The organism is Nitrosomonas sp. Nm58 (assembly GCF_900107335.1).
GTDB lineage: Bacteria > Pseudomonadota > Gammaproteobacteria > Burkholderiales > Nitrosomonadaceae > Nitrosomonas.
In genome coordinates, this window is record NZ_FNPQ01000009.1 from 56,051 (window position 1) to 79,278 (window position 23,228).

General features: G+C 44.3%; 27 protein-coding genes and 1 pseudogene. 17 read left to right on the top strand and 11 right to left on the bottom strand.

Translation table 11 applies throughout. From position 1 onward, the window contains the following. Positions 1 to 5: 5 nt before the first annotated feature. The 6 genes from pgl to BLW34_RS05555 are packed head-to-tail and all read right to left on the bottom strand — an operon-like array spanning position 6 to position 4,723. On the bottom strand, positions 6 to 698 hold the full coding sequence (pgl, locus tag BLW34_RS05530; protein ID WP_256203612.1) for a 6-phosphogluconolactonase: 693 nt from the start codon (positions 696 to 698) through the stop codon (positions 6 to 8). After that, the gene (locus BLW34_RS05535) at positions 680 to 1,321 is read right to left on the bottom strand and encodes an HAD family hydrolase (protein WP_090576691.1); all 642 of its coding nucleotides are present in this window, start codon (positions 1,319 to 1,321) and stop codon (positions 680 to 682) included. Before BLW34_RS05535 ends, pgl begins: the two co-directional genes overlap by 19 nt. Positions 1,322 to 1,323: 2 nt before the next feature. Continuing rightward, positions 1,324 to 2,268, bottom strand: a complete 945-nt coding sequence (locus BLW34_RS05540; RefSeq protein WP_090576694.1) for an NAD-dependent epimerase/dehydratase family protein — start codon at positions 2,266 to 2,268, stop codon at positions 1,324 to 1,326. After that, positions 2,258 to 3,196, bottom strand: coding sequence for a phosphoglycerate dehydrogenase (locus tag BLW34_RS05545; protein ID WP_090576696.1), 939 nt, complete (start codon positions 3,194 to 3,196; stop codon positions 2,258 to 2,260). Before BLW34_RS05545 ends, BLW34_RS05540 begins: the two co-directional genes overlap by 11 nt. After that, complete coding sequence (locus tag BLW34_RS05550) at positions 3,193 to 3,954, bottom strand: HpcH/HpaI aldolase family protein (protein ID WP_090576699.1); 762 nt, start codon at positions 3,952 to 3,954, stop codon at positions 3,193 to 3,195. The genes BLW34_RS05545 and BLW34_RS05550 overlap by 4 nt, the downstream gene beginning before the upstream one ends. Positions 3,955 to 3,973: 19 nt before the next feature. Then, the gene (locus BLW34_RS05555) at positions 3,974 to 4,723 is read right to left on the bottom strand and encodes a 3-deoxy-manno-octulosonate cytidylyltransferase (protein WP_090576702.1); all 750 of its coding nucleotides are present in this window, start codon (positions 4,721 to 4,723) and stop codon (positions 3,974 to 3,976) included. A 295-nt stretch (positions 4,724 to 5,018) separates the two neighbouring features. Between BLW34_RS05555 and BLW34_RS05560 the strand changes: the two genes are divergently transcribed. The 8 genes from BLW34_RS05560 to BLW34_RS05595 all read left to right on the top strand — a co-directional run bounded on the left by BLW34_RS05560 (position 5,019) and on the right by BLW34_RS05595 (position 11,923). Then, positions 5,019 to 6,284 carry a hypothetical protein gene (locus BLW34_RS05560; RefSeq protein WP_090576705.1) on the top strand — a complete coding sequence of 422 codons (1,266 nt, stop codon included), beginning with the start codon at positions 5,019 to 5,021 and terminating at the stop codon, positions 6,282 to 6,284. A gap of 43 nt (positions 6,285 to 6,327) precedes the next feature. Then, a complete protein-coding gene (locus tag BLW34_RS05565; RefSeq protein WP_090576708.1) occupies positions 6,328 to 7,131 on the top strand; it encodes an FkbM family methyltransferase in 804 nt (267 codons plus the stop codon). 38 nt (positions 7,132 to 7,169) lie between these two features. Next, positions 7,170 to 8,438 (top strand): hypothetical protein, encoded by a 1,269-nt coding sequence (locus BLW34_RS05570; protein ID WP_090576711.1) that lies wholly within the window; start codon positions 7,170 to 7,172, stop codon positions 8,436 to 8,438. A gap of 122 nt (positions 8,439 to 8,560) precedes the next feature. Continuing rightward, a complete protein-coding gene (locus BLW34_RS05575) occupies positions 8,561 to 9,808 on the top strand; it encodes an O-antigen ligase family protein (RefSeq protein ID WP_256203615.1) in 1,248 nt (415 codons plus the stop codon). Between the two features lie 62 nt (positions 9,809 to 9,870). After that, entirely contained in the window at positions 9,871 to 10,563 is a 693-nt protein-coding gene (locus BLW34_RS05580) for an O-methyltransferase (protein WP_371263914.1), read from the top strand. 113 nt (positions 10,564 to 10,676) lie between these two features. Then, complete coding sequence (locus tag BLW34_RS05585; protein WP_090540748.1) at positions 10,677 to 10,934, top strand: DUF2024 family protein; 258 nt, start codon at positions 10,677 to 10,679, stop codon at positions 10,932 to 10,934. A gap of 49 nt (positions 10,935 to 10,983) precedes the next feature. Then, a complete protein-coding gene (locus tag BLW34_RS05590; protein ID WP_090540750.1) occupies positions 10,984 to 11,499 on the top strand; it encodes an invasion associated locus B family protein in 516 nt (171 codons plus the stop codon). A gap of 79 nt (positions 11,500 to 11,578) precedes the next feature. Next, positions 11,579 to 11,923 carry an arsenate reductase family protein gene (locus BLW34_RS05595; protein WP_090576715.1) on the top strand — a complete coding sequence of 115 codons (345 nt, stop codon included), beginning with the start codon at positions 11,579 to 11,581 and terminating at the stop codon, positions 11,921 to 11,923. Positions 11,924 to 12,005: 82 nt separating this feature from the next. Here BLW34_RS05595 and rplS read toward each other — a convergent pair whose 3' ends face one another. From rplS to rpsP, 4 genes are read right to left on the bottom strand one after another with little or no spacing between them, the layout of a single operon-like run. Then, entirely contained in the window at positions 12,006 to 12,392 is a 387-nt protein-coding gene (gene rplS, locus BLW34_RS05600; RefSeq protein WP_090576718.1) for a 50S ribosomal protein L19, read from the bottom strand. Between the two features lie 26 nt (positions 12,393 to 12,418). Then, complete coding sequence (gene trmD, locus BLW34_RS05605; RefSeq protein WP_090576720.1) at positions 12,419 to 13,195, bottom strand: tRNA (guanosine(37)-N1)-methyltransferase TrmD; 777 nt, start codon at positions 13,193 to 13,195, stop codon at positions 12,419 to 12,421. 15 nt (positions 13,196 to 13,210) lie between these two features. After that, the gene (rimM, locus tag BLW34_RS05610; protein WP_371263915.1) at positions 13,211 to 13,783 is read right to left on the bottom strand and encodes a ribosome maturation factor RimM; all 573 of its coding nucleotides are present in this window, start codon (positions 13,781 to 13,783) and stop codon (positions 13,211 to 13,213) included. After that, entirely contained in the window at positions 13,749 to 14,015 is a 267-nt protein-coding gene (gene rpsP / locus BLW34_RS05615) for a 30S ribosomal protein S16 (protein ID WP_090576726.1), read from the bottom strand. Before rpsP ends, rimM begins: the two co-directional genes overlap by 35 nt. 197 nt (positions 14,016 to 14,212) lie before the next feature. Here rpsP and BLW34_RS16805 point away from each other — a divergent pair. From BLW34_RS16805 to BLW34_RS05655, 9 genes and pseudogenes are all read left to right on the top strand, one after another. Further along, a pseudogene (locus tag BLW34_RS16805) lies at positions 14,213 to 14,464 on the top strand (4Fe-4S dicluster domain-containing protein); the annotation flags it as partial. A gap of 45 nt (positions 14,465 to 14,509) precedes the next feature. Beyond that, positions 14,510 to 15,502 (top strand): (Fe-S)-binding protein, encoded by a 993-nt coding sequence (locus BLW34_RS05620; protein ID WP_256203616.1) that lies wholly within the window; start codon positions 14,510 to 14,512, stop codon positions 15,500 to 15,502. A gap of 41 nt (positions 15,503 to 15,543) precedes the next feature. Further along, complete coding sequence (gene coq7, locus BLW34_RS05625; protein WP_090576785.1) at positions 15,544 to 16,170, top strand: 2-polyprenyl-3-methyl-6-methoxy-1,4-benzoquinone monooxygenase; 627 nt, start codon at positions 15,544 to 15,546, stop codon at positions 16,168 to 16,170. Positions 16,171 to 16,274: 104 nt separating this feature from the next. Beyond that, on the top strand, positions 16,275 to 16,835 hold the full coding sequence (locus BLW34_RS05630; protein WP_090576732.1) for a YqgE/AlgH family protein: 561 nt from the start codon (positions 16,275 to 16,277) through the stop codon (positions 16,833 to 16,835). Continuing rightward, positions 16,828 to 17,346: a Holliday junction resolvase RuvX gene (ruvX, locus tag BLW34_RS05635; protein WP_090576735.1), complete on the top strand. Its 519-nt coding sequence runs from the start codon at positions 16,828 to 16,830 to the stop codon at positions 17,344 to 17,346. Before BLW34_RS05630 ends, ruvX begins: the two co-directional genes overlap by 8 nt. After that, positions 17,333 to 17,842: a bifunctional pyr operon transcriptional regulator/uracil phosphoribosyltransferase PyrR gene (gene pyrR / locus BLW34_RS05640; RefSeq protein ID WP_090576738.1), complete on the top strand. Its 510-nt coding sequence runs from the start codon at positions 17,333 to 17,335 to the stop codon at positions 17,840 to 17,842. Before ruvX ends, pyrR begins: the two co-directional genes overlap by 14 nt. Then, positions 17,839 to 18,789 (top strand): aspartate carbamoyltransferase catalytic subunit, encoded by a 951-nt coding sequence (locus BLW34_RS05645; protein ID WP_090576742.1) that lies wholly within the window; start codon positions 17,839 to 17,841, stop codon positions 18,787 to 18,789. The genes pyrR and BLW34_RS05645 overlap by 4 nt, the downstream gene beginning before the upstream one ends. A gap of 68 nt (positions 18,790 to 18,857) precedes the next feature. After that, positions 18,858 to 20,132, top strand: a complete 1,275-nt coding sequence (locus tag BLW34_RS05650; protein ID WP_090576788.1) for a dihydroorotase — start codon at positions 18,858 to 18,860, stop codon at positions 20,130 to 20,132. A 196-nt stretch (positions 20,133 to 20,328) separates the two neighbouring features. After that, the gene (locus tag BLW34_RS05655) at positions 20,329 to 22,431 is read left to right on the top strand and encodes a M3 family metallopeptidase (RefSeq protein WP_177165967.1); all 2,103 of its coding nucleotides are present in this window, start codon (positions 20,329 to 20,331) and stop codon (positions 22,429 to 22,431) included. Between the two features lie 80 nt (positions 22,432 to 22,511). Here the strand turns inward: BLW34_RS05655 and BLW34_RS05660 are convergent, their stop codons facing one another. Beyond that, positions 22,512 to 23,102 carry a PEP-CTERM sorting domain-containing protein gene (locus BLW34_RS05660; RefSeq protein WP_090576748.1) on the bottom strand — a complete coding sequence of 197 codons (591 nt, stop codon included), beginning with the start codon at positions 23,100 to 23,102 and terminating at the stop codon, positions 22,512 to 22,514. Positions 23,103 to 23,228: the final 126 nt, after the last annotated feature.

Below are 23,228 nucleotides of genomic sequence, written 5' to 3' on the forward strand. Positions count from 1 at the left end.
CCTGTTTAATCCATTTCAAAAATAGTGATGGGAGACTGACTCTGTTGCACAAGCTGAACAAATGGAATGGATGGATCAGGATTTTTGATTAACTGATCAAGTAGCTGCCTTTTGGCTATACCGGTAACGACGAGGACAATATGGCGGCTGCGGGCCAGCGCTTGCAGTGTCAGGCTGATGCGCAGGCTGGGCGCGATCGGTGGCTCGACCGCCTGGCATAAATACTGCGTAACTTGATTAGGTGCTGCGCCCGGGAACAAGGATGCAATATGCCCATCTTCTCCCAACCCCAGTACCGTTAGACTGAACGGCCAAGGTAGTTGGGAAAGTCGTTCATGAACCGTAGCCAATGCCTGAGATGGGTGGGAATGCATTGTCTTCAATCCAATAAAGTGCGCTTTCTCCGCCATCTCTTTTAAAAAGCAGTTACGTACGAGCCGTTCATTGGAGGCATCTGCCTGGGTTTCCACCCAACGTTCATCGCTCAATGTAATGTAGATATTTTCCCATGGTAATGTTTGGCGGCTTAGTGCTGGCAGGTAGTCACGCGGGGTTTGTCCACCCGGCACGACCAAACTGGCTGTATTGTTTCGCATCAGCGTATTGCGCAGAATCGAAGCAGCAAAATCAGCGAAAGCAGCAGCTAAAGTATGCATGCTTTCATAGGAGCGACGCTCAATCATGTCGTCAGCGAGCATAAATCAGGAACTATCTTGACATGCTCGGGAAAGGGATTCTCGTCACCTGGCCGAACGCGGCCCAGGAACGCGGTTCTGTTCAGGGTCGCGCCATGATAGTCAGCCATGGCATCGCCAATCATCAGGACTCGCGCGGGAATGAGCGCATAGCTCGCCAATATATCGGCAATCAATGTCTGTTTGGATAGCGGAGAGCCACGCACCTCAGTAAAGTAGTGCGATAGGCCACGGCGTTTAACGATTGTTCTCAGTTCATTTTCTGGTGTGCCAGAAGCGACAAACAAAGGAATTCTTGCGGCTGCTTTTTGAAGCAACATTTCAGCGCCTGCTACAGCCTGGCTTGCGATGACGGCTTCAATGACAAGCTCAGAAAAATGCTGATCAAGCATATGCTCTTCTGCTATTGTCAGGGGGGGCTTGCTCAACAAATGCTGCTGAAAATAACGGAACTTCTGGTAACGGGACATGCCTCCATTTTGTCGATGATAACGCACGACTTCCGTCACGATATGCTCACCATAGGAACGGTACAGTTCGGCAAAAGCCTGGGTCTTGATATCGCCGGATTCGACGATGACTCCATCGAAATCAAAAATAATCGCTTGCCAATCTTTAGTATCCATAGTCAGGCTCTATTGTCAGAGGTGGAAGGTGTGGCGTCGTCATCTTCCTCTGCATGATGGATGTACTGGTGAATTTCTCTCAGACAATCAAGTAACCCCTGACCCAGATCGACGTGCTCATTGAGCACCAATTTGCGGCCGATGCGCGGCTGAAATGCATAAGGAGTGATCTCATAATGGTGTATGATGTTAGCATCCTCAAAATGCAATTCCACCGACCATGGCATAATTTCCGAGATCATGGTCATCACATCCCGAATACGCAGTTTTTCCTGGCCCGTCAGGATCAAGTGCCGGTTGGCAAATTCTGGGGCCAGTACTTGCACGCTCATACGTGCGGCATCTTCGACGTGAATGTATTCGCGGATGGCATTGCCGCTGCCATGGTAAGTAATAGTATGTTTTTGAATAGCTTCATGCAGCATTCGATAAATCCCATTACGCAGATCAGCGCGCCGACCATACAGTGAGCCGTAACGCAGAATGGTATATTCCAATCCATAACGTTCATGATAGGTTTCGGTGAAGCGTTCAGCAGCCTGCTTACTGGCTCGGTAAAATGAGCCAGACTCAGAATAAACATACACGCTGCTGGCAAAGATGAAGCGGCGTGCGCCAGCTAAACGTGCTGCTTCCAGCACATGCATGTTTCCTAATACGTTAATGGTGGCCGTAGCCAGTGGCTTGTCATGGGCTTCGTCAATATCGGCGATGGCAGCAAAATTGTAGACAACCGAAGCACCTTGGGCCGCTTCGATGGCTTGGTTGATATCCATCATATCGCCAACGATCATTTCCTGATCAGGTCTTTGGTGAGGGGAGGGGGTGCGGTCAAACAGGCGAACCCGATAGCCTGCCTCCGACAGGGCATCGGCTACATGGCTACCCAGAAACCCACTGGCACCAAATACGACCGCAATTTCATCCGATGCTGATTTATTTTTCATCCATTAAACCTATGTTGACTAATTCTCGTAATAAATTATCCGCTGCTTCGATTTCCATGCGGTGGCGGGATTCTTTGGCAAGTGAACCGATATGCGACGTTAACGTGATATTGTCGCATTTGAGCAGCGGACCGTGATATGGTTCCTGTTCGAATGCATCGAGTGCTGCACCGCCTAAATGCCCTGAGGCTAGCGCGTCATAAAGGGCTATTTCATCAACCAAGCCTCCACGCGCAGTATTGATAACAATAGCGCCGGTTTTCATACGTGAAAAAGCATTTGCATTCAATAAATGATGTGTATCAGCAGAATAAGGTAAGTGAAGGCTGATAATATCTGCTTCTGTTAACAGTTGTTCCAGGGGCATGAAAGTGACATCTTGCAGGGTTTGTTGCAAAAAGGGATCATGTGCGATTACGGTTGCCTCAAAAGCCTGACATAGCCGTGCAACGCGTCGACCGATATGTCCCATGCCGATAATACCCACTGATTGAGCAGCGAGCAAATGCCCTTGCATACGCGGCCATTCGCCACTGCGCAGCATTCGATCTGTTTGACTTATCTGTCTGAGGGTAGTCAGCATCAGTCCGAGTGTCAGTTCGGCTACTGCCTGGGCAGGCGCCTCAGGGGTATTAGAAACGGCAATGTTGTGTCGTTTGGCGGCGGCCAAATCAACACTATCCAGTCCAGTTCCGCAACGCGAGATGACCTTGAGGCTGTGAGCAGATGCAAAAACACGTTCAGTAAGGGGTTCAATGCCTGCTAGCAGGCCGACCGTGTCTTGATCCAATAAGGTGATGATTTCTTCTTCACTGAGTTTTCGTTTGTGAGGATTGGTTATGACAGCTATCCCTGCTTTGATCAAGCGCTGAATAAACGGATTGTTATGAATATCAAATGAAGAAGTGGAGATAACGACTTTACTCATAGATGGGATTTTATGGTTTGCATATGATTGCGGCACAGCGTATCGAGAATGCGGATATCGAGGCTGTAACCCAGGAAATTGAAACCTGCGTTAATTCGGTGTTGCAGCGCGGACGGATCAGGCTCAATGACATGGATACCCCCGGGTTTGTGTAGGCGACGTCCCGCATCTAATATCTGCTCGATAGCATTTTGTACTTGCGGATGATCGAGTTCGCCTGGCCGCCCCATTGATCCAGACAAGTCATAAGGGCCAATGATATAAGCATCAACCCCTGGAACCGAAAGAATCGAATCGATCTGATGCACCGCATCTACATGCTCGATCATGACGATGATAACTGCATTATCTTTCAACCATTGCCGGTATTCGTGAAAGCGGGCGCCATAGCCTTGCGCACGTGCCAGTCCCACGCCACGTTTTCCTTCTGGAGGATAATAAACGGATTCTACTGCTGCCTGCGCATCTGCGGCGGATTTAATCATGGGCACCATGATGCCCGTTGCGCCTGCATCCATCACGCGCTTAATTTGATCTGGATGATTGGAGGTGAGCCTGACAATTGCGGGACAGTGCAGTCCATCGAGCACCTGCATAATTATCTGTACTTCGCTCAATTCCAGAACACTATGCTCCATATCCAGTACCAGCCAGTCAAAGCCGGCTGAAGCCATGATTTCGGCAATGGCGGGATGTCCGAGCGTGATCCATGAGCCTATAGTCAATTCCGAGCGTGCAAGCTTTTCTTTCAGTTGCATGAAAAATCCTTGAGAATCGTTAATAACTGGCAAGCAATGGATCTGATTCCATTAGTTTGGCGACACGTGCTAGATCTGCTTCCGTATCGACGGCCTGGCTGTTGAATTCAGTCTCTACCATCTTGACTCGGGAACCATGTTCCAGCAGTCGCAACATGTCGATTGACTCAAGTTGCTCCAGTGGAGTCGTCGGTAATTGGGCATAATCGAGCAGGGTGGTGCGTCTAAATGGAATGATGCAAACTTGTTTATAGGCAGAGGTTGAGGCAAAACCCGATTTGGCTAATGTAGGAATCGGCTGGCGCGACATATAGAGTGCATCCCCTCGTTGATTCATAACGACCTTGATGGTATTGACGTCATAGAAATCAGCTTCGTTTTCAATGCGCCGAACAAGGTTGACACAACCTAATTGTGGATCATCATGAAAAGGAGCAACTGCGGTGTCGATCATACGAGGGTGTGTCATGGGCTCATCGCCCTGTACCATCACGATGAGCTGTGCATCTGTGCCAGCGGCAGCTTCTGCGACGCGATCACTCGCGCGCTCATGCTTGTCTGAAGTCATGATGACCGGTGCACCAAAAGCTTCTGCAGCTTGTCGAATTTCTTCATCACAGGTAGCAATATAAGTAGCATTGAGTGCGTTACTCAAAGCCACGCGTTTATAAACATGTTCTAACATGGTTCGCCCAAGCAACTGAGCAATAGGTTTTCCCGGGAAGCGTGATGATCCCATACGTGCAGGGATGATTGCGATCGTTTTCATAACAAAAGAGTGATGGATAATGATCTATTTATAGGTGGTTAATAGGCAGGGCTGGTCGAATCTAGGTTATAAAACTATTTCGTTTGCCCAAAAGGGTTCATTGATGCCGTGCCGAATGCCCAGAAAAAATAAAGCAAGTTAACTGCTTTTTTGGTAAATAAGGAGCTGCGCGTGTAGAATTATTCACCCAAATTTTTCGCATAATTTCCATTGTCTAATTTGCTTTATTTCTAATCTGATTCATAAAACTATAGGCATACTGCTCATTTTAAATGCTGCTAATCATAACACAGGTATGAAAGCTCTCTTTTTTCTTCGTCATTATAACGACATTGATCATATTACTCCCGTCATCTCCAAGTGGATCGATTCGGGTCATAGCTGTGATGTGATTCTGATTGGCGCTACGCGGTTTCGCAATGATTTTCGTATTGCGTTTTTGAGTAAACTTGCAGGTGTCAGAGTCGCGCATATTCGTGAATTATTCTCACCTTTCCAATTTCTCAAGTGGCGATTGCAGATGTTATTGTTGACGGGCAATCTACGTCGCTTGTTTATTGGGCCTTTCATCCGCTTGTTAGCAGATATTTATGATGCTAAGCGGCGTGCGCCGTTGTGGCGAACTACTGCAGAATATTTACTATTGCGTAGCTTTGAGAGTGCCGACAAGGGAGTGGTCGCTTTTGACTGGATTGAAAGAAACTCTGTGATTGCTGTGGAATGGGTTGAAACTGTCATTGCCATGGCACGGGATAGGGGGTTAGGCACGGTTTCGTTGCCACACGGCGATAGCCCGCATGCCAATCAACTGATCCGCCGAGGGGAATGGCGTATTGGGCCCGATCCTCTATTCTCAACGGCACAGATCTTCGATAAGCTGGTGGTTCCCAATGAACTTTGCGCTAAACGCTTTCGACCTTTTCTGGAGGAACGTTCGATCGCCATATTGGGTTCACCACGCTATTGTGAGGAATGGTTAGCCAAACTGGCCAAGCTGATGCCGCCTTCACCCTTAACGCGTGCGGATAGTCGCCTCAAGATAGTCATGTTTCTGAGGAAGGCGAACTTCACAACATTCTGGGAAGAAGTAAATGAAGTCGTGCATATGATTGCCGCGTTTCCAGGTGTGGAGCTCGCAATTAAACCTCACACGCGCAGCGGATGGAAGCAGTCTTTAACCAAAGACAGAGCCCTGAAGCAATTACCGAATGTAACCATCGCAGGAGATGATGTGCATTCTATTCATCTGATGAACTGGGCGGATATTTGTATTGATCTGGCTACCTCGGTGGTATTTGAAGCGGTCAGACTTAAGAAACCAGTATTGGCTGCGGATTATCTGCATGCTGGTCGTTCTGCCATTGCCGTCTATATGCCCGAAACTGAGCTGCGCTGCCGTGATGATGTATATGAAAAAATAGATAAATTTCTTTCAGAGGGTTGTCATGATTTTTATATTGAGGAACACCGCCAATGCTTCTTGAGAGAAATGCTCGATGTATCTGGACCAGATGTATTGCCGCGTTACGTAGCGTTGCTCGAGACAGCTGCGGGGGTATGACTGAAGTGATTAGTAGGATTTTTTTGATGGGGTGAATGTGCTTATGCGATCCTTATGGACTGCAATAAAATATATTTTTTCGGTTAATTTTCTGAAAAACCTGGTAGTGGCTGCTTACTGGGTTAAAGGCGGCTATACCCGTACAAGCGTCAGAGGGCAGTCCATTCTGATCGCAGTAGATCACTGGCGGGTTCTTAAACGGGCAAAGACTTATAATATAAAAGAACCTGATACCTTGGACTGGCTCGATGGTTTTGAACCAGGGTCGTGTTATTTCGATATCGGTGCCAATATAGGCCAGTATTCGCTTTATCCTGCCAAAAAATATGATCGTCAAGTTGAGATATATGCATTCGAGCCACAAAGCAATAATTATTATGCGCTTAATAAAAATATCTTTTATAACAACCTTAAAGATCACATTATTGCCTATTGTATTGCAGTGTCAGGCAAGAGCGAATTTTCCAAATTGTATGTGCCCAAATTTATTCCCGGTGGAAATCGTTCTCAATTTGGAGAGGAGTCCCTTGATGCCATGAAGGTGCCTGCTTCACATGTTCAAGGCATGTTCGGTGTTACATTGGATGATTTATGCGAAAAGTGGGGATTTCCTTATCCAAACTATATGAAGATTGACGTCGATGGGATAGAAATATCTATCCTTAAGGCGGCAGAGAAAGTATTAAATCACCCCAATCTTAAATCAGTGATCATTGAACTGGGTACACCTGCAGAGCAACAAGAAGCGGTCACAATCATGAAACAGGCAGGGCTAGAGTTGAAACAGAAATCAACTAAAAACTGGGGTGAGACCTGTTTTATCTTTGAGAAAAAGAAAATTTCTTGAATCTCTTCTTAAAAATTCTATTAACTTGATTTGTGATCATGAAAGCCCTTTTTTTCCTTCGCCACTATAACGATATCGATCACATTACACCGGTTATTGCTAAATGGGTTGAACGTGGCCATATTTGCGATATTGTCATGATTGGTAAGAAGCGGTTCGATGGGGATTATCGCATCGAGTTTCTGAAAAAACTGGATGGTGTACGGTTTGCCCATCTTCAGGACTTATTATCATTTCCAGAATTTACGAAATGGCGCTTGCAAACGTTATTGCTGGTTAGAAGTTCATATAGTTCTTTTTTGGGCCCACTGGTTAAAGTATTGGCTCAAGTTTATAACGCTAAGCGACGTGAAGCGACTTGGTTGCGCACCGCTCGATATTTACTGGAAAGAAGCTTTTCAGATGTTGGGAAGGGGGTTGTCGTATTTGACTGGATCGAGAGGAATTCAGAAATCTGCGTCGAATGGGTAGAGATTCTGATTGGAATAGCGCGTAACCAAGGGCTTGGAGCCATATCGCTCCCGCACGGTGATAGTCCTCATGCTAGCCAATTGATACGACGTGGCGAATGGCAGCTAAAGCCAGATACGTCATTTTCAGCAGCGGGGATGTTTGATAAAGTCGTTGTGCCCAATGAGTTGTGTGCCAAGCGTTTTCGTCCTTTTATGGATGATCAGAAGCTCATTGTATTAGGTTCACCGCGATACAGTGAAGAGTGGTTGGCTAAATTAGCTACGCTTATGCCTTCTTCACCGTTGGTGCGCTCTGATAGTCAGCTCAAGGTTGTGATTTTCTTGAGAAAAGCCAATTTTACGACTTTCTGGGAAGAAGTGAGTGAAGTAGTGCAGATGATCGCAGCATTTCCAGGTGTAGAATTGGCGATTAAACCTCATACTCGCGGTGGCTGGAAACAATCTTTGACCAAAGACACTGCATTGCGGCGTTTGGCGAATGTAGTCATGATAGAAGATAACATTCATTCCGTGCATTTATTGCAGTGGGCTGACGTTATCATTGATCTGGCTACTTCGGTCGCATATGAAGCCATTAGAGCAGGCAAGCCTGTATTGGCTGCCGATTATTTGCATGCGGGTCGTTCTGCCGCAGCGATGTATATGCCAGAAACTGAGTTGCGTTGCCGTGATGATGTATATGAAAAAATTAATGAGTTTCTTACAAGCGGTTGCCAATCTTATTATGTCGAATTACATCGGCAACGGTTCATAAAGGAAATGCTGGATGTCTCAGGTGCTGAGGTATTATCTCATTATGTGGCATTGTTGGAATCACTGGCTGAAAGAAAATAAATCCTTTACGTTTTATTGATTAAGCTTGTGTCGCATTTTCAATTTCTTTGAGAAAGCCAATTTCCAAAGTATCGAAGTTTTATTCTCTGGAGAAGCTGATTTATTAATGACTGATATTGCAAATGCGTGAAAATAGAATCGGTTTTTTTTCTCTGGAAGGGAGAATGTATACGAACGGTTGGCGCGACCTCTTTGCAAGAGGCGCACTCATCTTCTTCTGTATGGCGCTATGGCAAAAGTGGTCGCTTTTTTATGCCTTCTTTGTTCTGGCAATTGCTTGGATAATTGATGGAGGATTCCAGAAATTCAGCGGACTGATGAAGGAGCCTTTGGTTCTGGGCATACTAATATTTTGTGGCGTAATGGCTCTGGGGTTATTCTGGGGCGACTATTCTGATGCGGCCCAGAATAAATGGAAAAAATATTTCATTCTTCTAACATTTATTCCTTTTCTTTCCTTGTTGAATAAAGAACGATTGCCATGGGTGATAGCGGCTTTTCTGACCGGATGCTTTGGTGTGCTATTAGCAGGTATCTACCAGTGGGCAATTTTAGGGGGGCAGGGGGTGCCGTTTTTTGAGCTCTCATACCTTGCTTTTTCAGCAATGTTGGGAGTTGGAATCATATTGATGGCTTTCATCGGGAGTACCTGCCGGGTAAGGGGGGTAGCAATATTATGTTGGTCTATTGCATTTTTATTGCTTTTTCTCCAGTTTAATCAGAGTGCAAGAGGGTTACTGTTAGCTACGGTATTGGCTCTTTTGCTTTTAATTTTTCTACGTTATCGATCGCAAGGGAAAGTATTTCTTGGTGTTTTAGCTTTAATAATGACTGCGATTCTCTTGTTTGCTATGAGTAGTAATGTTTTTCAGGAAAGATTAGAGCTCGTAGAAAGAGATCTGAATTCGATCTTGCAAGGCAACTATACAACTAGCTTGGGATATCGTCTCGCAATATGGGATGTTGGAATGCATGGCATCGCGGAGCGACCTTTTTTAGGGCACGGAACAGGCATGCCGGAAATATATTTTGAAAAGACCATACCAACCTACAAGAATGGGATATATAAAAATTTGCCGGAGTTTCAAAGAACTTCGCATTACCATAATGACTGGATTGAGATCGGTATGCATGTAGGGGGGCTAGGTATTTTTGCGCTAATCTTTCTGCTGTGGAGTTGGTTCCAAACATTAAAGACCCACAAATTGAGAGTGCTAGGGGCCGTATTGATTTGTTATATATTTCTGGCAGGATTGGCAGATACATTTCTGCTTTACAATAGGATACCGATCATACTGTTAATCGTCACGGCGATTGTGATTTGCTGGCAACGACCAATAACCGGAACACACAATCAGCTAAAAATATAAAAATACGCAGAGTGATCTAATTTTAGTTTAAATTTAGATTCTTTGTGCTTAAGGAAGGGGAGATGATGGCCAATATACAGCCTCCAACAGTTGAAAATCCAGAAATTTTGCTTCCGGTAAATCCTGCGATTGAAAAATATATGCGTAGCCTGGTAAGACAAACTGATCATCCGGTATTGATTGAAATGGAAGCCTTGGCACAACAGAAAAATTTTCCAATTGTTGATCGTTTGGTGGGAATTTCTTTGGAAGTACTGGCAAAAATGATTAGCGCTAAACGTGTGTTTGAGTTTGGAAGTGGTTATGGTTATTCTGCTTACTGGTTTGCTAGAGCAGTGGGCCCTGGGGGAGAGGTGATCTGTACTGATGGTAATGCTGATAATAAGGTGAAAGCAGAGCAATATCTATCTGCAGTCGGTTTATGGGATAGGATAGATTTCCAGGTTGGCTATGCTCAGGAAGTCTTCTTGCAGACTGAAGGTTTGTTTGATATCTGCTACAACGATGTCGACAAAGGTGAGTATCCTAAAGTATGGCAAATGGCAAAAGACCGAATTCGCCCGGGGGGGTTATATATAGCAGATAATGTGCTTTGGCATGGACGAGTTGCGGTAGAAAATTTTACTGACATTGTTTCGGGCTGGACAGAAGCAATCCTCACGCATAATCAGCTGATTTTCAATGATCCTGAGTTTGATGCTTTTATCAATCCAACGCGTGATGGTGTTATTGTGGCACGACGAAAAATGGCATAATAAAAAGTGTGAATAAAAGATCAAAGTGAAATCATTTGAAATCATTTGAAATCATTTGAAATCATTCTATAGTAATTAATTAACTTATTTAATTTTTTCAGAAGGGAGTGTTTATGGAAATTCATGTTTACGATACTTATGTGAAAGCTAAAGATGGGCATATCATGCATTTTGATGTATTTACTTCAGTAAGAGATGAGAAGAAGGCGATTGAATATGCTAAACAATGGCTAGCTTCGATCGGGGAAGGAGATGCAGTCGTTACTAGCAAGGAATGCAGATTCTGTCATAGCCAGGGTGCACCTGCTGATGTTATTGAGGCAATCAACAAAGATGGTTATTTCATATATAAAATGGAAGGCTGTAATTAATAAGGGCAGTGCGAAGGGGATAACCGATAATTTTTAGGATTTTTATATAATGAGACTGACTTTTATAAAGCGATTTACTTTTCTGATTACGCTCATAACGAGCGGATGGGCATATGCAGCTGATCCAAAAGTGATTGGTGAATTTAATGACTGGACTGCTTATGTCTATATGGAAGGTAATAACAAGGTTTGTTATATGGTTAGTAAGCCTAAAAAAGAAGAAGGAAGCTATACCAAGCGAGGTGATGTTTTCGTTCTTGTTACTCACCGGCCTGCAGAAAAAAGTAAAAATGTCTTTAGTTTTGTTGCTGGATATCCATTCAAACAAGGTAGCGAAGTAACGGTGGGTATAGGTAATCAGAATTTCAAGCTTTTTACTCAGAATGAAACAGCCTGGGCACCTGATGAAGCAACTGACAATAAAATAACCAATGCGATTCGTAATGGTAGTTCATTAGTTATCAAAGGGGTGTCTGTACGAGATACAGCAACGACGGATACTTTTGGATTAAAAGGGTCATCTTCTGCCTATGGCGCTATTTCTAAAGAATGTGGTATCAAATAAACATTACTCTAATTAATAAAATTTAGAGTAGTTATTATGTTCTTCTACTGAATTGCTGTTTACAAACAGAAAAAATAATATGAATGACAAAATAACTATTTATCAGAAACCTACTTGTAGTAAATGTAGAGCGGCGCTGACACTACTGAATGAGAGCGGAAAAGAGTTTGATAGCATCAATTATTACGAAAAACCTATGACAATAGAGTTGTTGCGCGAACTCACTCGTAAGTTGAATATGTCAGTACGTGATATTTTGCGTACAGACGAGCCTATGGCCCGTAGTACAGAGTCTGCAACTGATGAGGAATTGTTACAGTTGATGGTGGAGAATCCGGATCTGATTCAACGTCCTATTGTAGTGCGAGGTGATAGGGCGATATTAGGCCGACCGCCAGAGAATGTGAAAAAAATATTGGATTAATAAAGAATAATAGTTGTTTGTCAAATAAAAAAGGCGGTGAAAGCTTGGTGCCGCCTTTACAAATAACTGTAAGAAATAAAGTCTATGCTCCCGTAACGCTGGTTGCTCCGCTACGAGCAGGAAGCTTCTCGCGGATTCTCGCTGATTTACCAGAACGATCTCTCAAATAATAAAGTTTTGCACGACGCACATCACCGCGACGTTTGACTTCGATACCGGAAATCATCGGTGAATAAGTTTGAAAAGTACGCTCGACACCCTCTCCACTGGATATTTTGCGTACAATGAAAGATGAATTAAGGCCGCGATTACGTTTGGCGATGACAACACCTTCATAGGCCTGAATGCGCTTGCGATCACCTTCTACTACATTGACGTTGACTATAACTGTGTCGCCAGGGGAGAAATTCGGGATAACTTTACCAAGGCGTGCTATTTCTTCTCGCTCTAATTGTTCGATTAGATTCATTTTTTTCTCCTAGTATTTTTATGAGGTTAGTTTATTCTAAAATTTGGTGTTCGTTTGAATTCTTCTAATAATTCTTCTTCTTCCTTGGAGATACCTTGTTTGTATTTGAGTTCCAATAAATCAGGTCGTTTTAACCATGTTTTACCTAGAGATTGCTGCAACCGCCAGCGATCTATTTTTGCATGATCTCCTGAAAGTAAAATACTGGGTACGGAATCCCCGCGATATATTTCTGGTCGTGTATATTGAGGAAACTCTAGTAAGTGATTGGAAAATGAATCCTCCCTGGCAGAATTGGGGCTACCGAGTGCACCAGGAATTTGCCGCACTATGCTATCAACTAAAACCATTGCTGCCAGTTCTCCGCCTGAAATGATGTAGTTCCCAATGGAAATTTCTTCGTCTACCTGACGCATGATTATTCGCTCATCAATTCCTTCATAGCGGCCACAAAGTAATATCATTCCTTCTAATTTAGTTAATTGTAAAACTTTCTCATGATCAAGAAGCTTGCCTTGGGGGGAAAGATAGATTACTTTTGTTTCGTTTATTCCTTCTGATAGCTGCCTTATCTTGGCTTGAGTTATCGCCTCATCCAGAGGGGGGGCGAGCATTATCATACCTGGTCCGCCACCATAAGGACTGTCATCTACTGTGCGGTAGTTATCTCTCGCGAAACTGCGTGGATTCCAGGTATGCAATCGAAAAATTTCGTTCTTGCTTGCTCTACCTGTTATGCCATATTTTGTAATGGCATCAAACATTTCGGGAAATAGTGTGATGACATCGATTTCAAATGACAAGATTCTCGTTCCCTGTCAGTAGTCTAGCCCCCAATCAACTGTTATTTTGCGAGCTTCTAAATCTACATCGACAATAACCTGATCAATAAAAGGTATCAATCTCTCTTTCTGGTCTCCTCTCACAGATTGAACCTGCAATACATCGTTGGCTCCCGTTCTTAATAAACCAATAACATTTCCAAATTCTTCGTTCTGTAAATTAAACACACTTGTTCCTATTAAATCCGACCAGTAGTAACCATCTTTGCCATTCTCGGCTAGGTGTGGCAATTGGTCGCGAGGAACTGCAATTTGCATTCCTTTTAATTGTGTTGCCTGGGTTCGATCATGACATCCTTCAAATACAACGACCAATTTGTCATTATAAACATGGTATGACGCAATATTTATTGCGGACCAAGTATCATCACCTTTGCTTAGCCACCATACGGGATGAGCAAGTAGGCTTTCGATATGCTCAGTATAGTGCGATATCTTAACCCAGCCTAGAATGCCAAAAGGGCCTATAACGTGGCCCATAGGCACCATGCATTCAGTTGCGTATTGATTGATATTAGCTTTCTTGTGTAACTTTTTGTTGCGTGCCAAACTGCTTTACCAGTCTTGTTACAGTATTGGATAATTGAGCTCCTTTGGATTGCCAGTGCGTTAGCCGGTCCATCTGGATACGCAGTGCTTCTTCATCTCCAGTTGCTCGTGGATTATAAAAACCGACGCGTTCAATGAATCTGCCATCGCGCCTGCAACGAGAATCTGCAACTACCATATTAAAAAAAGGCCTTTTTTTGGCGCCGCCGCGCGCCAGTCGAATAATAACCATATTTTGATCGCGTATTAACAAATTGAACTTAAAAACATGCAATTCTATGGCAATTTTCTGTAGCTTAGCAAGTTATAAAAATAAAAAATGAAAAACTTATTTGATTAACATGGTCTGAGAGATGTATTTCTGTTTATTTTTCATTTTTGATCTTTGTAGAAGAAATTTAATAACAAGATTATTTAGAGGGAGTAGGCGTGCATACTAAAGATGATTTCCTGGTTAAACCTTCTCGATCTGACTTACTGGCGGAAGCAAATCGATGTGTTTCTTGCGGGCTTTGTCTGCCGCATTGTCCAACATATCGTTTAACATTGTCGGAAGCTGATTCTCCGCGAGGACGTATTGCCATGATCAGTGGAGCTGCAAGCCGGCGTATTCCAATGAATGCACGTTTCACTTTACATATAGATCGGTGTTTGACCTGTCGTGCTTGTGAGGTGGTTTGTCCCAATCATGTAGCCTATGGCCGGCTAATTGATGAGGCGCGCGTCATGATGACAATACCGCCATCAGGCTTAATGAAGGGGGCAGTAGCAAAAAAAAGAAACTGGTTCAGGAGCTTGTTAGAGAGAGTGTTTGTTGATAAATCAAAGCGTTTTGATGTTGTGCGTCCACTTATGTATTTATTCCAGAGAATTGGCTTGCAGGAGAAGTTACAGCAATTAAGTATTGTAAAAGGGACTAGACTTGGGCTGTTACTGTCAAAATTGCCATTGATTCACTTTCCTCTTCATAGGTGGCAAGAAACTTATCCAGCAATTGGAAGGGAGTGTGGAGAAGTGGCCTTATTCCTGGGTTGTGTAGCACGATTAGTCGATATCGAAACGAATATTTCAACAATTTATGTGCTTAACAACCTAGGTTATACAGTGCATGTACCCAACTCACAAACTTGTTGTGGAGCGTTGTACCAGCATAGCGGTCGAATAGCTGAAGCAGCAGATTTAATTCAGCGCAACAAGAAAGCATTCGCTGGTTTGAACATAAAAGCGATTATCAGTACAGCGTCCGGGTGTGGTGCGCATCTGACAGAGTTTTACTCTCAGTATCAGACAGAAAATTTTTCTGCCCCGATAGTTGATATCAACAAATTTCTGGTGGAACAGGATTGGAGCGAAGTCAAAATTACAGCTTTGCCAAAAAAAGTAGTTGTACATGATCCATGTAGTATGCGTAATGTATTGCGTGCTTCAAGTTACCCTTATCGACTGCTGGCGCATATTCCAGGTATTGAACTTATGGAACTTGCCGGAAATAACTTCTGTTGTGGTGCGGCGGGCACCTACTTTCTTGATCAGCCAGAAATCGCAGAATCATTACTGAGCGATAAAATGGCAGCATTAGACAGAGCAGAAGCGAACTATCTAGTGACATCAAATATTGGCTGTTTATTACATTTCACTAGTGGTTTAAGGGATCAAGAGAAAAAATTAGAGGCATTGCATCCGGTAACGTTGCTAGCTCGGCAAATAGGTATACAATGATAAAATAAATGGTTTACTTATACATTATTGGAATTGATGTCGTGCTGAATATAGATAAGTTCATTATTGGTTTTGATAACGCATTACGTACACTGATGGCGCCAGCCCAAACATTACGCGCTGTACCAGGAAAGAATCTGCCAGAAAATGAATTAACTGATGAGGAAAGAAAGGAATCATGCGCATTGATGCGCGTTGATCATGTTGGAGAAATATGTGCGCAGGCTCTTTATCAAGGGCAGGCGATGACCGCACGAAATCAAGAGGTTCAAAATGCATTGGTACAGGCTGCACGTGAGGAAACTGAGCATTTGGCCTGGACAGAACGTCGTATTGCTGAATTAGGTGGTCGTAAAAGCTTGCTTAACCCATTATGGTATGGAGGATCTTTTGCAATTGGCTTGGTGGCGGGAGTGCTCGGTGATAAATGGAGTCTCGGTTTTCTCGCGGAAACAGAGCATCAAGTCGAGGCGCATCTCGCAGAGCATTTGCAGCGGTTACCTCATCAGGATTTGAAAAGTCGCGCTATTGTTGCGCAAATGAAAATTGATGAAGCTTGTCATGCAACGATGGCAATATCACATGGCGGCATGGAGTTGCCATTACCGGTGAAACTGGCTATGAAAATGAGTTCAAAAGTTATGACACAAACGGCATACTGGGTTTGATGAGAAATGTTAGGAAGAAGTGGGAATTAATAATAGTTTTATGTTTCAGATTGATCATATAGTGTGATTTGCGATTTCGCATAAGTAGTAAAGAGGTCTTTATTATGAAAAATATCAACCTGACAGATCATTTTCTGATTGCTATGCCTAATATGGCCGATCCTTTTTTTGCTAAAACCCTTACTTATATTTGTGAGCACAATGAAGACGGGGCGGTAGGGCTCGTTATTAATCGCCCTACAGAATTTACTTTGGATAAATTATTTGAGCAACTTGGTATTCCCTTTGCTGACTCATTGCCAGCAGGGCGATCTGTAATGTTTGGGGGGCCAGTACAGATCGACAGTGGATTTGTGCTGCATCAGCCTGTGGGGAAATGGAAATCTACGTTAGCGGTCAACCAGACAGTAGGGTTGACGTCTTCTGTTGATATTTTAGAGGCTATTGCAAGTTGCGAGGGCCCTGAACAAATGCTGGTTGCATTGGGTTATTCAGGATGGGCACCTGGACAGATCGAGCAAGAATTGATCCAGAATGCCTGGCTAACTGTTCCGGCTTCTTCCGGTATTATTTTTGGAATGTCTTTTGAAGAAAAATTGTCTGCTGCAGCACGGTTGCTGGGAATCAATTTCTCTAATTTATCGAATGAAATCGGGCATGCATAACTCGGATAGCAGTATTCAAACGATATTAAGAATTGGTAGCTTCACACATAGATATGAAAATGGATCGGGAATTGTGGAAAGATTGCCAAGTGGTACAGTGCTGGCTTTTGATTTTGGAAAGAAGCGCATTGGGGTCGCAGTGGGAGAACAGGGGCTGCGGTTAGCCCACCCGCTTACCACCATTCATTGTGAGATGACCAAGCAACGCTTTGAAGCGGTTGCCAAGTTGATTGAAGCCTGGCAGCCCGTGTTACTGGTGGTTGGATTACCAACTCATGCTGACGGGATGGAGCATGAACTCACCCGATTAAGTCAACGATTTGCGCGACGTTTGGAAGGGCGTTTTGGGATTAAATCGGTCCTGGTAGATGAACGCTATACAACTATTACTGCCAGATCTGCACTGGGGGAATTGGGTATTAAAGGAAAGAAACAAAAAACCATGCTGGACCAGATTGCAGCACAACATATCCTGCAATCTTTTTTTGATTGTGACTATGCAACTACCTGATGCTGAGCAATTACTGGCTGATTTAACGGAACAGCTATGCCCTGATATTGATGAGACTGTTGTAATGATAGGCATCCATACGGGGGGTGTATGGGTGGCAAAACGATTGCATCAAGCATTGGGAATCAGTACACCGCTTGGTGTATTGGATATTTCTTTTTATCGGGATGATTACAGCAAGATTGGTCTGCATCCTCAAGTCAAGCCGTCAGATTTGCCCTTTGAGGTTGAAGGGAGTCGTATAATTTTAGTTGATGATGTGCTTTATACGGGAAGGACAATTCGAGCTGCCGTGAATGAGATATTTGATTACGGGCGGCCTGCCTGCATTCATTTGGTTACATTGATTGACCGGGGAGGTAGAGAGCTTCCTATTGCGGCTCAATATGTGGGGGCGGTATTGCCCTTGCCAGCAGATAAAATGCTGGAATTAAGACAGGAAACTGATGGCAAAATGAGTCTCGGCTTGCGCGAAATTTATCTTCCAGAAAAATGAACAGAAACCCGCAGCTCAACAAGCACGGTGAGTTACAACACTTGTTGACCACCGAAGGATTGCCTGTTTCCATTTTGCTGCATATTTTGGATACGGCGGAATCTTTTGCTGGTGTTACTGAGCGGGAAGTCAAAAAAATTCCATTGCTGCGTGGAAAATCAGTTTTCAATCTTTTTTTTGAATCCAGTACCCGAACCCGGACAACCTTTGAGATCGCTGCCAAGAGACTGTCAGCGGATGTGATTAATCTCAACATCGCAGTTTCTGCACAATCCAAGGGTGAGACGTTGCTGGATACAGTCAATAACCTTTCAGCCATGCATGCAGACATGTTTGTAGTTCGGCATTCGCAGAGTGGCGCGGCGCACATGATAGCGAGTCATGTGCACCCAGAGATTCATGTCATCAATGCTGGCGATGGGCGTCATGCTCATCCGACGCAAGCATTGTTGGACATGTTTACCATTCGCCGTTACAAAAAAGATTTTCATAACCTTCGGGTAGCGATCGTTGGGGATATTTTGCATTCAAGGGTGGCGCGCTCGCAAATCCACGCGCTGACTACGTTGGGCGTGCCCGAGGTTCGCGTCATTGCACCCAAGACTTTATTGCCTAGCAAGGTTGAGCGCCTGGGTGTGCATGTTTATCACGATATAGCTCGAGGATTGAAAGATATCGATGTATTGATAATGTTGCGCCTGCAAAATGAGCGTATGTTAGGAGCAAGCTTACCGAGCCCTGAAGAATATTTTAAATATTATGGGCTTACTCAGGAGAAATTATCGCTGGCCAAGCAGGATGCGATAGTCATGCATCCTGGGCCAATGAATCGCGGTGTCGAGATTGATTCGGCGGTAGCTGATGGGAAGCAGTCAGTCATTTTGCCGCAAGTGACATTTGGTATTGCGGTACGGATGGCGGTCATGTCGATTCTTGCCGGAAATTGATGAATTCCTTGAGCTGATATCTTGATTTCGGGCTATTCACGCATAACAGATTGCAGTTACCTATGAATATTAATATTCACATCAAAAATGGACGCCTTATTGATCCAAAAAATGGTATTGATACTGTCAGCGATCTTTATATTGTCAGGGGTAAAGTTGCTTCGCTAGGAGCTATTCCTGCGGGTTTCCAAGACTATCGGGTGATCGATGCTACTGGATTGATTGTGTGTCCAGGTTTGGTCGATTTGTCTGCGCGCTTACGTGAACCCGGGCTTGAATACAAAGCTACCTTGGAATCAGAATTGAAAGCAGCCGTGGCTGGGGGTGTCACTAGTCTAGCTTGCCCGCCTGATACCGATCCGCCGCTGGATGAACCGGGGTTGGTTGAAATGCTCAAGCATCGAACCAAGAGTCTAGATCAGGTGCATGTCTATCCGGTGGGGGCACTGACACAAAAGCTTAAAGGTGAGCGTTTAACGGAAATGGCTGAGTTGCGTGATGCGGGATGCGTTGCCTTCAGTCATGCCGATGCACCTCTAGTTAATTTGCATGTGTTGATGCAAGCGATGCAATATGCGTCGACTTTTGGTTTTAGTGTTTGGTTACGTCCCCAAGAAGTCAGTCTCGCTAACAATGGTGTGGCGCATGCTGGTGAGATTGCAACCCGACTCGGCTTACCGCCCATTCCGGTTTGCGCAGAAACAATTGCTTTGTCGAATATCATTTTGCTAACCCGGGAAACGGGTGTGAAAGTCCATTTATGCCGAATTTCCAGTGCGGAAGGGGTGGCCATGGTGCGTGCTGCCAAGCAACAAGGATTGCCTATCACTTGTGATATAGCAATCAATCATGTCCATCTTACGGAGATGGATATCGGTTTCTTTGATACCAATTGCCATCTTGTTCCACCATTACGAAATTTGCATGATCGAGATGCCCTTTGTGGGGGGCTCATTGATGGCACCATTGATGCCATTTGCTCGGATCATGCACCGGTAGATGATGATGCCAAGTTATTGCCTTTTGGGCAAACTGAGGCGGGTGCTACGGGACTGGAATTATTACTGTCGCTAACATTTAAGTGGGCAACGACCATGAATATCCCGCTGATCAAGGCGTTAAATACGGTTACGCTAGCACCTGCCAGGGTGCTAGGCATAGATGGGGGCCATCTAACTCCTGGCGCACCAGCTGATATATGCATTTTCGATCCGGAAGAATATTGGAAAGTGACTACCTCGACGATTCGAAGTCAGGGTAAGAATACGCCATTCTTGAGCAGGGAATTACCCGGACGGGTAAAATTTACGCTGACCGATGGCAATATTGTGTATGAAGGTTAATTTTCTAGAGAGATGGTAAAACTCGGCAAACGAGATAAAGTGTGGCGGATAACAGTACATGGGTATAGAGAAAAGTGACCGCGACGCATTATCATGATTTTTTACATAGTTTTTAATACTTTTTAATCTAACAAAGGGTGCTACCAATCATATTGTGTTGGCATCCAAAAAATAATTATCTTAAACGAATATCATCATGAATCCTTTACTCGATTTTTCTGGACTGCCTCGTTTTACAGATATTAAGCCGGAGCATATCACGCCCGCAGTGGAAGAATTGCTGCATGATTGCCGGGAGGTGATTGCCAGGGTGCGTGCCGCGACAGCGCTGCCTACTTGGCAGGATTTCGTGCAACCCATGATCGATACAAATGAACGATTGTCACGTGCATGGGGGCAGATATCGCATTTGAACGCCGTAATGAATAGCCCTGAGTTGCGTGAAACTTATAATGCCAATTTGCCAAGTATTACTCAGTATTATGCCGAACTATCGCAAGATCAGGCATTATTCGAGAAGTTCAAGCAATTACAGAATAGTGACGAGTTTGGGGGGCTCAGTCGTGCTCGGAAAAAGATTGTTGAAAATCAGTTACGTGATTTTCGTCTGGGGGGGGCCGAGCTGGCTTCCGAAAAGAAAACACGTTTCATGCGCATTCAGGAGGAATTATCAGCGCTTTCCGCAAAATTTAGCGATAACTTGCTTGATGCGACCAATGATTTTTTCTTATTAATAGAAAATGAAAATAAGCTCTCGGGCATTCCTGGTGATGCACTGCATGCTGCCAAAGAGGCTGCCGAGAAAGATCCGGCTATTTCCATACCCGGCTGGAAATTCACTTTGCATGCACCTTCCTATTTGCCCGTTATGCAATATGCCGATGACCGGGCATTACGTGAGAATATGTATCGTGCCTATGTGACCCGGGCGAGCGAAATTGATAGCCTTGCTCACGGGGCATCCAACTGGGACAATATGCCGCTGATCAATAAGATCCTTCAGTTGCGTCATGAAGAAGCCAAAATGCTGGGGTTCGATTGCTATGCAGAGGTTTCTCTAACGCCTAAAATGGCCGAATCACCCAGGCAAGTGCTGAATTTCCTTGGAGAGCTTGCAGCTAAAGCTCGGCCCTACGCAGAGCGTGATCTGGCTGAGTTGAAGCAGTTTGCTGCAACCAAACTGGGGCTGGAGAAATTGGAATCGTGGGATCTGGCCTATGCCAGTGAAAAGCTGCGGATGGAGCGTTATGCTTTTTCTGATCAGGAAGTCAAACAATATTTTCCTGAAAATAAAGTCTTACCGGGTATGTTCAAACTAGTGGAGGCGCTCTATGGCATTAGCATTACTCAGGTAGCGCCATCACCTGATATTCAATGTTGGCATCCAGATGTAAAATTTTTCGACATTTGTGATGCCAAAGGCGATCTGATTGGTCAATTTTATATCGATCTCTATGCGCGTCCAAGTAAGCGAGGGGGGGCGTGGATGGATGATGCCATTACCCGGCGCCGCATTGAATTGACAGGAACCGAAAAATCAGCGATACAGACACCTGTTGCTTATCTGACTTGCAATTTCTCCGCACCAGTGACGATTGATGGACAGTTACGCCCAGCTTTGTTTACTCACGACGAAGCGATTATATTGTTTCATGAGTTTGGTCATGGCTTACATCATTTATTAACCCAGGTTGAGGATCTCGGGGTTTCAGGAATCAATGGCGTGGAATGGGATGCAGTCGAGTTGCCAAGTCAATTCATGGAGAATTTCTGCTGGGAATGGGATGTACTGAGCCATATGACTGCGCATGTCGATAGCGGTGCGCCATTGCCTCGGGAGCTATTCGATAAAATGCTGGCTGCCAAGAACTTCCAAGGTGGTTTGCAGACGCTGCGTCAGATTGAATTTGCTTTGTTCGACATGCATCTGCATTATGACTTTGACTCCCATGGTGAAAAAACAGTGCTGCAATTACTGGAGGAAATTCGTAGCCAAGTTGCTGTAGTTATTCCGCCTGCATTCAATCGTTTCCCGAGCAGCTTTTCGCATATTTTTGCAGGTGGCTATGCGGCCGGTTATTACAGCTATAAATGGGCGGAAGTTTTGTCTGCTGATGCCTACAGCCTGTTTGAAGAAAATAGTGCCGATCAAGTGGTTAATGCTAAAACTGGGGAGCGGTTCCGGAATGAGATTCTGGCGGTAGGGGGAAGTCGTCCTGCGCTAGAGTCCTTTATTGCTTTTCGCGGTCGTGAGCCGAAAATAGATGCACTATTACGCCACAGTGGCATGGCGGTCTGATAACCCATCAACTTTCATAAAAAAAGCGCCAATTACTTGGCGCTTTTAAAGGTAACCTCAAGTTTTATTTAATTTTTTGATTAAATCCAATTACGGCGACGGGCAAAAACCATGCTCATCAACCCAGCACCCAATAATAATAGGCTGGCAGGCTCTGGCACCTCACTGCCACCACCACCACCACCGCCATTTGTGCCAACATAGTGACTCAATCTTCCAATATTGCAACTATTGGGACTTCCATTGATGCCACAATCGCCCCCAGTCAAATTATTTACTTGATCATTTGACCAGACGAGCTTTGTCAATTCGGCTATGTTTTGAAAAACATAGTGAGTATCTAGTGGTGAGTTATTAGGTACTCCAAATTTCAGCAGAAAGAAACCGGGCTCTTCCGGAGCAACATCGATATACCAAGAATCAGGCCCATTGGACAGAGCAATCAGACTAGGATTAGGTGTATCAATCTTAAAGTCCAAAGTCAAGGTGTTGTCGCCAGTTGCATTTCTGATAAAAGCAAGTTCATCTGCGTCACCAGAGCTAGGCAATTCCAGTGAACCCTGTTTGGCTGAATCTAAAAATGTGTCAATTGTGAAGGCATGAGCAGTCGCTATGCTTAGCGACACTGCGATAATTGATCCCATTACACCGATTACTAATTTTGATTTCATGATTTATTCTTATTCCCTTATATTTGAAAGCAGATTATTTAAGGAATCCTCCTTATATAGAATATAAAGCATGAATCATGCCTGATATGTAATAGTATGAATTTATAAGTATTATTATTGCTGCTT